General features: G+C 70.2%; 7 protein-coding genes. 1 reads left to right on the top strand and 6 read right to left on the bottom strand.

Annotated features, from left to right (window positions below):
* A partial coding sequence (locus ACWC21_RS03525) for a FadR/GntR family transcriptional regulator (protein ID WP_450877680.1) occupies window positions 1–321 on the top strand: 321 nt, incomplete at its 5' end.
* A gap of 127 nt (window positions 322–448) precedes the next feature.
* Here ACWC21_RS03525 and ACWC21_RS03520 read toward each other — a convergent pair.
* The 6 genes from ACWC21_RS03520 to ACWC21_RS03495 form a co-directional block, all read right to left on the bottom strand.
* Complete coding sequence (locus ACWC21_RS03520; RefSeq protein WP_450877678.1) at window positions 449–1414, bottom strand: pirin family protein; 966 nt, start codon at window positions 1412–1414, stop codon at window positions 449–451.
* 230 nt (window positions 1415–1644) lie between these two features.
* Entirely contained in the window at window positions 1645–3387 is a 1743-nt protein-coding gene (locus tag ACWC21_RS03515) for an RICIN domain-containing protein (RefSeq protein ID WP_450877676.1), read from the bottom strand.
* A 34-nt stretch (window positions 3388–3421) separates the two neighbouring features.
* Window positions 3422–4234, bottom strand: a complete 813-nt coding sequence (locus tag ACWC21_RS03510; RefSeq protein WP_450877708.1) for a carbohydrate ABC transporter permease — start codon at window positions 4232–4234, stop codon at window positions 3422–3424.
* 5 nt (window positions 4235–4239) lie between these two features.
* Window positions 4240–5208 (bottom strand): carbohydrate ABC transporter permease, encoded by a 969-nt coding sequence (locus ACWC21_RS03505; RefSeq protein ID WP_450877674.1) that lies wholly within the window; start codon window positions 5206–5208, stop codon window positions 4240–4242.
* Between the two features lie 7 nt (window positions 5209–5215).
* The gene (locus ACWC21_RS03500) at window positions 5216–6460 is read right to left on the bottom strand and encodes a sugar ABC transporter substrate-binding protein (RefSeq protein ID WP_450877672.1); all 1245 of its coding nucleotides are present in this window, start codon (window positions 6458–6460) and stop codon (window positions 5216–5218) included.
* A gap of 31 nt (window positions 6461–6491) precedes the next feature.
* Window positions 6492–8408 (bottom strand): glycoside hydrolase family 127 protein, encoded by a 1917-nt coding sequence (locus ACWC21_RS03495; RefSeq protein ID WP_450877670.1) that lies wholly within the window; start codon window positions 8406–8408, stop codon window positions 6492–6494.
* Between the last annotated feature and the right edge of the window lie 216 nt (window positions 8409–8624).

Raw genomic sequence — 8624 nt, 5'->3', positions numbered from 1 at the left:
CGGCACGGGTATGTCCATGGTGAGGTCGATGTCTTCAATCAGGCCGACGACGACTTCCATGCCGCGGTGGCGGCGGCCTCGCACAACACCTTCCTTGGCAGCGCGGTGCGTGATGCGCGCCGGTTGCAGCGTCAGTCCAGTGCGATCGGTATCCATGACAGCTTCGGTGAGGGCACCGCGGCCGCGGTCGAGGAACACGAGGCGATCTACCGGGCCATTCGCGACGGCCACCCCGACGAGGCCGCGGAGGCCACGGCCGTACACCTCGACCGGACGCTGGAGGACTACCGGCGGGAGATCCAGCGACGCCTGTTCGGCTGACCGCCCTGCCAGCAGGTGCCGGAGGGGCTGTCACGGAGTGACGAGTAGCCGGTCCTGATCGACGCCACCGGAGACCGGCCACTCGACGAGCGTGGCGCTTCGACGGTCGAGGGGCGCATACCCCAGGTCAGCGCACCCTCCCCCGTGGCTTCAGGGGCACGCCCGGCAGTTCCGGCGCGCGCAGCGGCGCTCCGTCGTACCCCTTCACCTCGCCGAAACGGGTGCCCTTCATCCAGTCCTCGCGCGCCTGCTCGATCTCCGCCTGCGTACGCCCCACGAAGTTCCACCACATGATGAGCTCCTCGGCGAACGGCTCGCCCCCGAGCAGCATGACCCCGGCGTCCGACTCCGCCCGCAGCGGCAGTTCGGTGCGCCCGCAGCCGAGGTACAGCATCGAGCCGGGCAGTACGGGAACGCCGTCGACGTGGACCTCGCCGGACATCGCCAGGACGCCGTACTCGAAGTCGGCTTCCAGGGGCAGCCGGAGGTCGGCGCCCCGGGTGAGCGCCAGGTCGGCGCCCACGATCGGCGTGTACACGGTGCCGGGCGAGGTCGAGCCGTCCAGGTCGCCGAGGAGGACGGTCGCCGTCAGGCCCGGCGCGGTGACCGTGGGCAGCGCCGGGTGGTGCTCGAACATCGGCTCGGTGTGGCGGTGTGTGTCGGGCAGCGCGACCCAGAGCTGGGCGCCGTGCAGGAAGCGGGCGTGCGACCTCGGGCTCTCCTCGGAGTGGCTGATCGCCCGGCCCGAGGTCATCAGCCCGAGCTCCTTCGGCCTGATGGTCTGCAGGCTGCCGGTCGAGTCGCGGTGCAGCACCTCGCCCTCGTGCAGCCAGCTGACCGTCTGCAGTCCCATGTGGGGGTGTGGCGGTACCTGCATGCCGGGTTCGTCGGCGATGTCGTCCGGGCCGTAGTGGTCGACGAACGCCCAGGCGCCGATCATGCGCCGGCCCAGGTTCGGCAGCAGCCGGCGTACCTCGGTCGATTCGCCGAGCTTGACATGCCGGGGACTCAGCAGTTCGCGGACGGGCTCGGCGACGACGAAGCCGCGGCCGCCGCACACGCTCGGTACGGGCGCGCGGTCAAGGTTGCTCATGACCGCCAACCTAGCGGTCGGCAGTGCCCCGTGCCGAGCGGTCAGCCGGTCGTGGTGAATCCGTCGCGGACGGTGTCGAGGACGGGACGGAAGGTGTCCCACCGGGCGTCGGGGGCCGATCCGCTGGGTGAGCCGGTACGCGCCCGGCCGCCCGCGGTGTGCGCAGGTTCGCGTGGGCGGGGTTCCCGTGCCTGCCGACATCAGGCACGGGAACCCCGATCGGGCCGGCGTCAGCGCGCCGTCAGCTTCCACAGGTGGTCGGCGGTGCCGTTGTCCGCCCACTGCAGGACCTGGGCACCGGGTGAGGTGCTCATCTGGTCCACGCCCAGCAGCCGGCCGCTGTTGTAGTTGGCGATCTTGTAGTAGCCGCCACGGTCCGGGAAGACCTGCCAGAGGTGGTCGGCGGTGCCGTTGTCCCCCCAGACCAGGGCCTTGCCTCCGTCGCTCGTGCTCATGCCGTCGATCCCGAGCAGCAGTCCGCTCTTCTGGTTGACGATCTTGTACAGGCCGGAGCCGGCGGCCACCAGCGTCCAGTTCTCGTCGGTGCCCGTGGTGGACGTGGCCTGTACCACCGAGGTGCCCTGGGCGGTGCCCCCGTTCAGGGTGTCGAGGGCCAGACCGCTGTTCTTGTCGGTGATCTGGTAGCGGCCGGCGAGTGAGGTGTCGGTTCCGCTCGGGGTGATCACCAGGTGGTAGCCGTCGGAGGCGTTCATCGTCACCGGCACGGTGACGGAGCCGTTCGAGACCGGGTAGTCGGCGTCGGAGACGGTGATCGGGCCGGGGGAGGCCGTGGTACGGCCGGTGTTCGGGGTGTACTCCAGCTTCACGTGGACCGTGCTGCCGAAGGCCGACAGCGACGACAGGCCGTTGACGGTCACCGCGCAGGAGCCGGTGCAGCCGCCCGTGATGACGCTGATCTGGTTGCCGGAGCTGTTGCGGGAGGCGATGCCGTCGATGCCCGTCTGGGCCGGCGGTGTGGTGGGGACCATGTTCCCCGACATGTCGCCGTACCACTTGTACATCCAGTACGAGCCGTTCGGTGAGCCGCCGGTGTCGGTCAGGGTGTCGCCGAGGGTGCCGTAGTGGTTCCAGAACGCCAGCTCGGCGTCGTGCACCCCGGCCCGCTCGAACTTGGCGACGTAACCGATGAGGGCTCCCGGCACGCCCATCTCCGCGGGCTTGGCGTACTCCTCGATGGCGATGGGCCGTGGGCTGATGCCGAGGCTCGACTCCAGCGCGCGGTACGCCGACACGTGCGCCGCGATGTCCTTGCTGCCCTGCAGCTCGTGCCAGGAGATGATCTCGGGGACGGTGCCGCTCGCCTTGGCGTCCGTGAGGAACGTGCTCATCCAGGACTGGTTCCAATAGGAGTGACTGGGCCCCTGGACGGGAGTCGTGGCGTCCTTGGCACGGACCTCTTTGTACGTGCGCGCCCACCCCGCGTCGAAGGTGCCCGCGTCGGCCGTGTCCCACGTCCAGTCGGGCTCGTTCCACAGCTCGTACGCGGCGATGTTCGTGGCGCCCGACGACTGCACGGACGCCACCTGCTTGTCGACCGCCGACAGCCAGTCGCTCCAGCTCACCCACTTGTAGGGGAAGTTGGGGTACCAGTCGGGCATGCGGACGACGACCTTGGCGCCCGCGCGCGCCGCCTCGGCGGCCACGACGAGCGCGTCACCGGCCGGCTTGGGCTCGCCGTTGGGCAACTGGGAGCCGCCCGGGGCCATCTGCACGAAGGTGTTCGGTCTCAGCGGGCTGACCAGGCTGTCGGCGGGGGTGCTGCCGTCGGCGAGGCCGTAGAGGCTGCCGGTCGCGACATGGGTGACCGGGCGGAGGGTCTGGTCGGCGTTCACCACCAGAGTGGTCGAGTATGCCGGGGACGCGTGGGCGGGGACGGCGGTGCTGAGGCCGGCGGCGAGTGCGGCGGTGCCGACGGCGGCTGTCAGGCGCGCGCGTCCGAGGGTGCGGCTCATGAGGGGGTCTCCTGGGGAGAGGGAGGTGACGGACTCAGTCCTTCACAGCGCCCGCGGTCACACCCGCGGCCACGTAGCGCTGTGCGAGGACCAGCAGGACCGCTGCGGGGACGGAGGCGACGACGGCGGTGGCCATGATCGCGTTCCACTCCTGGTTGTTGTTGCCGATGTACTTGTAGATGCCGAGGGTGATCGGCCGCATGTCGCCGCCGCCGTCGAGGGTGTTGGCGAAGACGAAGTCGGACCAGGCCCACAGGAACGTGAAGAGCGAGACGGTGACGAGGGCGTTGCGGCTCAGCGGCAGGACGACCGACCAGAAGGTGCGGAAGGCCCCGGCGCCGTCGATGAGTGCCGCGGCGGTCAGCTCGCCGGGGATGCCCGACATGAACGCCGTGAAGATCATGACGCCGAACGGCACCGCGATGGTGGAGTCCGCGATGATCAGCCCCCACCACGAGTTGAGCAGACCGAGGTCCAGGAAGATGCCGTAGAAACCCATCGCCATGACGATCCCGGGGATCATCTGCGCGATCAGCAGGGCGAGGCCCAGCACACCGCCGCCGCGCGGGCGGAGTTTCGCCAGCGAGTAACCGGCCGGCGCCGCGAGGACGAGAGTGAGGGCGACCGTGCCCAGACCGATGAGCAGGCTGGTGCCGAGATAGGGCATCTGGTCGTCGAGGACGGCCTTGTAGCCCTCGAAGGTGGGGTGCAGCGGCAGCAGGTCGGGCGGGCTCTTGCGCATGTCCTGCTGGGGGGTGAGGGACACGTTCAGCATCCAGTACACCGGGAACAGCATCAGCGCGGTGAGCAGCAGGCCGACGACGGTGTGACCGCGGCCCTTGGCCATGGACTTCACGCTTCCTGCCTCCTCTGGACGCGGACGTGGAGCAGACCGAAGAACAGGGCGATGAGGATGAGGATGTTGCCGACCGCCGCGCCCGGGCCGAACTTGGGCAGCAGCGTGCCGAAGCCGAGCTGGTAGGACCAGGTCGCCAGGGTCGAGGAGGCGTCGCCCGGGCCGCCCTTCGTCATGATCCAGATGAGGTCGAACACCTTGAGGGTGTAGACGAGCCCGAGCAGCAGCGTGATCGCCGACACCGGGCGCAGCAGCGGGAAGGTGATCCGGCGGAACTGCTGCCAGGCGCTCGCCCCGTCCAGCGACGCCGCCTCGTAGAGCTCGGCCGGGATGTTCTGCAGCCCGCTGTACAGGATGACCAGGTTGAACGGGATGCCGATCCAGATGTTCGCGACGATCACCGAGGTCAGCGCCCAGTCCGGCGAGGTGAGCCAGCCGACCGGGTCCACGCCCAGGAAGTGCAGGAAGTAGTTCACCACCCCCGACTCGCTGTTGAACATCCACGACCAGGTCGACGCGGACACGATCAGCGGCAGCAGCCACGGGATGAGGAACAGCGCCCTGAGCACCGTCGACAGCCGGAAGTGCCGGTTGAAGAACACCGCGAGCGCCAGCCCGATGACGTACTGGAAGGCGATCGACACGAAGGTGAAGACCATGGTGTGCCGCATCGCCGGCCCGAACGTCGGGTCGTCCAGGACGTGCCGGAGGTTGTCCCAGCCGGAGAACGGCGCGTCGCCCGCGACGAACGAGCGGACGGTGTAGTCGCGCAGGCTCAGATCGAGGTTGCGGTAGAGCGGATAGAGGTAGAAGGCGGCGAGGTGGGCGAGCAGCGGGGCGGTGAAGGCGAGTGCGGTGAGCCTGCTCCTGCGCCGCTGACGCCGGCGCGGGAGCAGGGGGTCGCCGCCACTCGTCCTCGCCTCGGCCGGCGCCCGGCGCGGGCGGTCGACTCGGGCGACGGTCATGTCGGCCTCAGCCCTTCCCGGCGCTCGCCTGGGCCGTGTCCAGCGCGGACCCGGGGCTCTTGCTGCCGGACAGAGCCGACTGGACGGCGGTCCACATCGGCTGCGAGATGGTGGGGTACTTCGATCCGAGACCGCCGCTGGTGCGGCCACGGGCGGCGGCCACGGCGGACACCCACGGCTTGAGCTCGGGGTGCTGCTTCACCTGCTCGGCCTGGACCGTCGACGTGGGGGCCACGTACGTGAGCGTCGTGTCGGTCGCGAGGAGGTTCGTGTCGCTGGTGAGACAGGCGACGATCTTCTTGCTGGTGCCGTAGCGCCCGGTGTCCTTCTGCACGGGCACGGTGACGAACTCGCCGCCCGTCGGCACCGGCGCCGAACCGCCGTCCCGTGCGGGGATGTTGATGACGCCGTAGCCGAAGCCGGCCTTCTCCGCGTTGCCGAGCTGCCAGGTGCCGTTCTCGCCGAACGCGTACGTGCCGGTGGCGAACTCCTGCCAGCTGGTGGTCTGGGTGTTCTGCAGGACGTCCTTGGGCGCGTAACCCTTGTCCACCCAGTCCTTCCACAGGGACAGCGCGGCCACGCCGTTCGGAGAGTTGAGCTTCGTGAGGTCGCCACCCGCACCCCAGAACCACGGCAGGAACTGGAAGCTGCCCTCCTCCGTGTTGATCGCGGAGAAGGTGATGCCCTTCTTCCCGGCCGCCTTCACCTTCCTCAGGGCCGCGGTCAGCGAGTTCCAGTCCTTGATCGAGGCCGGATCGACCTTGGCCGCCGACAGCACCTTCTTGTTGTAGTAGAGGGCGAGGGTGTTGGCGCCGATCGGGACGCCGTAGGAGGCGCCCGCGATGGTGCCCGCCCCGATGATGTTCTTCTGGATCGAGGCGGTGTCGAGCCCGATGTCGCTCGTCTTGTTGAGGATCCCCGCTTCGACGAGCGTCGAGACGACCGGGTTGTCCACGAGCATCACGTCGGGCGCGTTGCCCTGCTGGGCCGCGAGCAGCGCCTTGTTGCCGAGGTCGGTGGTGTCGTACGCGGTGCGCTTGACGGTCACCCCGGCCTTCGTGCCGCACTGGCTGACGAGCCTGCCCCACGGCGAGGAGGCGTCGAACTGCGGGTACGGGTCCCAGAAGGTGTACGTCCCCCCGGACGCCTTCGAGGAGCCCGAGTTGTCGGAGCCGCCTCCGCAGGCGGTGAGGGAGGCGAGGGCGCTGACGGCGGCTGTCGCGGCCAGGAGGGTGCGGCGGGTGGGTGTCACGGGGCTGACCTCGTTGTCGTAGGCGGGTTGTTCAGGAGGTGGGCAGCCAGACGCGCATGCTGCCGTCTTCGCGGTTGGCCCAGGCGTAGTAGGGGATGGCTGTCAGTTCGACGGGTTCGCCGTCCGCCGCGGGGGAGCCGCCGGCGGTGGCGTACGGCCACCAGCCCGGGTCGGGGACGTTCCGCCGCCGGCCGCCCGCGACGACGGTCGTGACGCCACCGAGCAGGTCCGGGCGATGCTTCACGGCGAGCGGGCGGGTGGTGTCGATGACGATGTCGTCCAGTCCGCCGCCGGGGTGGTCGGCCTGCTCCAGGCAGTACACCAGCGGTCCCCGTTCGATGGCCACGCAGCCGCGTACGGCGTCCACCCGGGGGTCGGCGGTCGTCAGCCGGGGCTCCAGGCCGAGTTCGAGGACGACCTGGTCACCGAGGGACCAGGTACGGGTCAGCCGCAGCCAGCCGTCGGTCACGGGGGAGTCGTGCGTCTCCTCCCCGCAGCGCACCCGGTACTCACGGCACCACCGGGGGATGCGCAGGGAGAGCGTCCAGGGGCGGTCGGCGGGGGTCTCCTCGACGACGAGGGCGACGGTGCCCTGCCAGGGGTAGTCGGTCTCGCAGCGGACGGTGATGCCGTCGGTGGCGTAGTCGCCGTCGACGTACTGGTGGATCTGCAGGCCGCCGCCGTCGCCGCTGGCCAGGTAGTGCTCGAGGGAGGCCAGCAGCCGCATGACGTTGGGCGGACAGCAGGCGCAGCGGAACCAGCGGGTGCGGCGGGCCGACTGGTCGCCGCCGGGGTCGGTGTGGCCGTCCCGGACCTGGAGCGGGTTGACGTACAGCCAGCGCTCGCCGTCCAGCGAGACACCGGCCAGGAAGCCGTTGTAGAGGGTGCGCTCGATCAGGTCGCTGTAGCGGGCCTCGCCGGTCAGCAGTGCCATGCGCCAGCTCCACTGCACCGAGGCGATCGCCGCACAGGTCTCGCAGTAGGCGCGCTCGTTGGGCAGTTCGTACGGGTCGCCGAAGTCCTCCTGGTCGTGGTGGGCGCCGAGTCCGCCGGTGAGATGGGTCTTGGTGGAGGTCATGGCCTGCCACAACCGTTCGTTCGCGGCGCGCAGTTCGGGCTCGCCGGTCTCGGTGGCCAGGTCGGCCGCAGCGGCGAGCAGATACAACTGCCGTACGGCGTGCCCCTCGACGTTCGTCGCCTCGCGCAGCGGGACGCGGTCCTGGCAGTAGGCCTCGCCGCCGAGCAGGCCGTGGCCGTGGCGGTCGACGAAGTAGCCGGCCAGGTCCAGGTAGCGGCGCTCGCCGGTCTCCCGGTACAGCTCGACCAGGGCGGTCTCCACCTCGGGGTGGCCGTCGATGCCGTCGATCGGCCTGCCGCTGCCGGGCGGACCGAAGACGGAGTCGATGTGGTCGGCGAACTTCCTTGCCACTTCGAGCAGTTCGGGGCGGCCGGTGGTCCTGTGGTGGGCCACCGCCGCCTGGATGAGATGGCCCGCGCAGTACAGCTCATGGCCCCAGCGCAGGTCCTGGTAGCGCTCGCCGCCCTTGACCAGCTGGAACCAGGTGTTGAGGTAGCCGTCCGGCTGCTGGGCCGCGGCGATCAGGGAGACGATCCGCTCCACCTCGGCCGCCAGCTCCGCCGGGCCGCCTTCGGCCAGCTGCCAGGCCGCCGCCTCCAGCCACTTGTAGACGTCCGTATCCACGAACGGGTAGGCGCCCTGGAACTCGCCCTGGGCCGTGCCCGCCGCCAGCCGCAGGTTGTGCAGGTTCCCGGCGGACTCCAGCAGGCCAGGGCCCTGGGGGAGGGACACCCGGGCGTTGGTCTCACGCCGAGCGTGCCAGAAGCCGGCGTCGATGCGGGCGGCCGCGGGGCGCAGTGCGGCACGTGCGTCCGGGCCGGGACGGACCGGGCCGGCGGGGGAGGACGGGGCGGAGGGTGTGCGGGGCATGGCTCTCCGGTGTGGTGGCGGTGGCGAGGTCCGGTGTCCCGGGGGTGCGCTTCCGGGGTACGGGACGGTCGTCCGGCGGTGGGACGGAAAGGATTTGGGCAACCGTTTTCTCGTCGTGAAAGTAGAGGGCAGAGCGGAAGTCCGGTCAAGAGGAGCGGCAACAGATTTTTCCGTTTGCCCAGCCGCTTGGCAGCGCGGCTCGCAGGCTGTCACCAT

This window comes from Streptomyces sp. NPDC001348, assembly GCF_053597535.1.
Note: the sequence above shows the minus strand (reverse complement) of the source record. Positions and strands in the feature narration are given on the sequence as shown.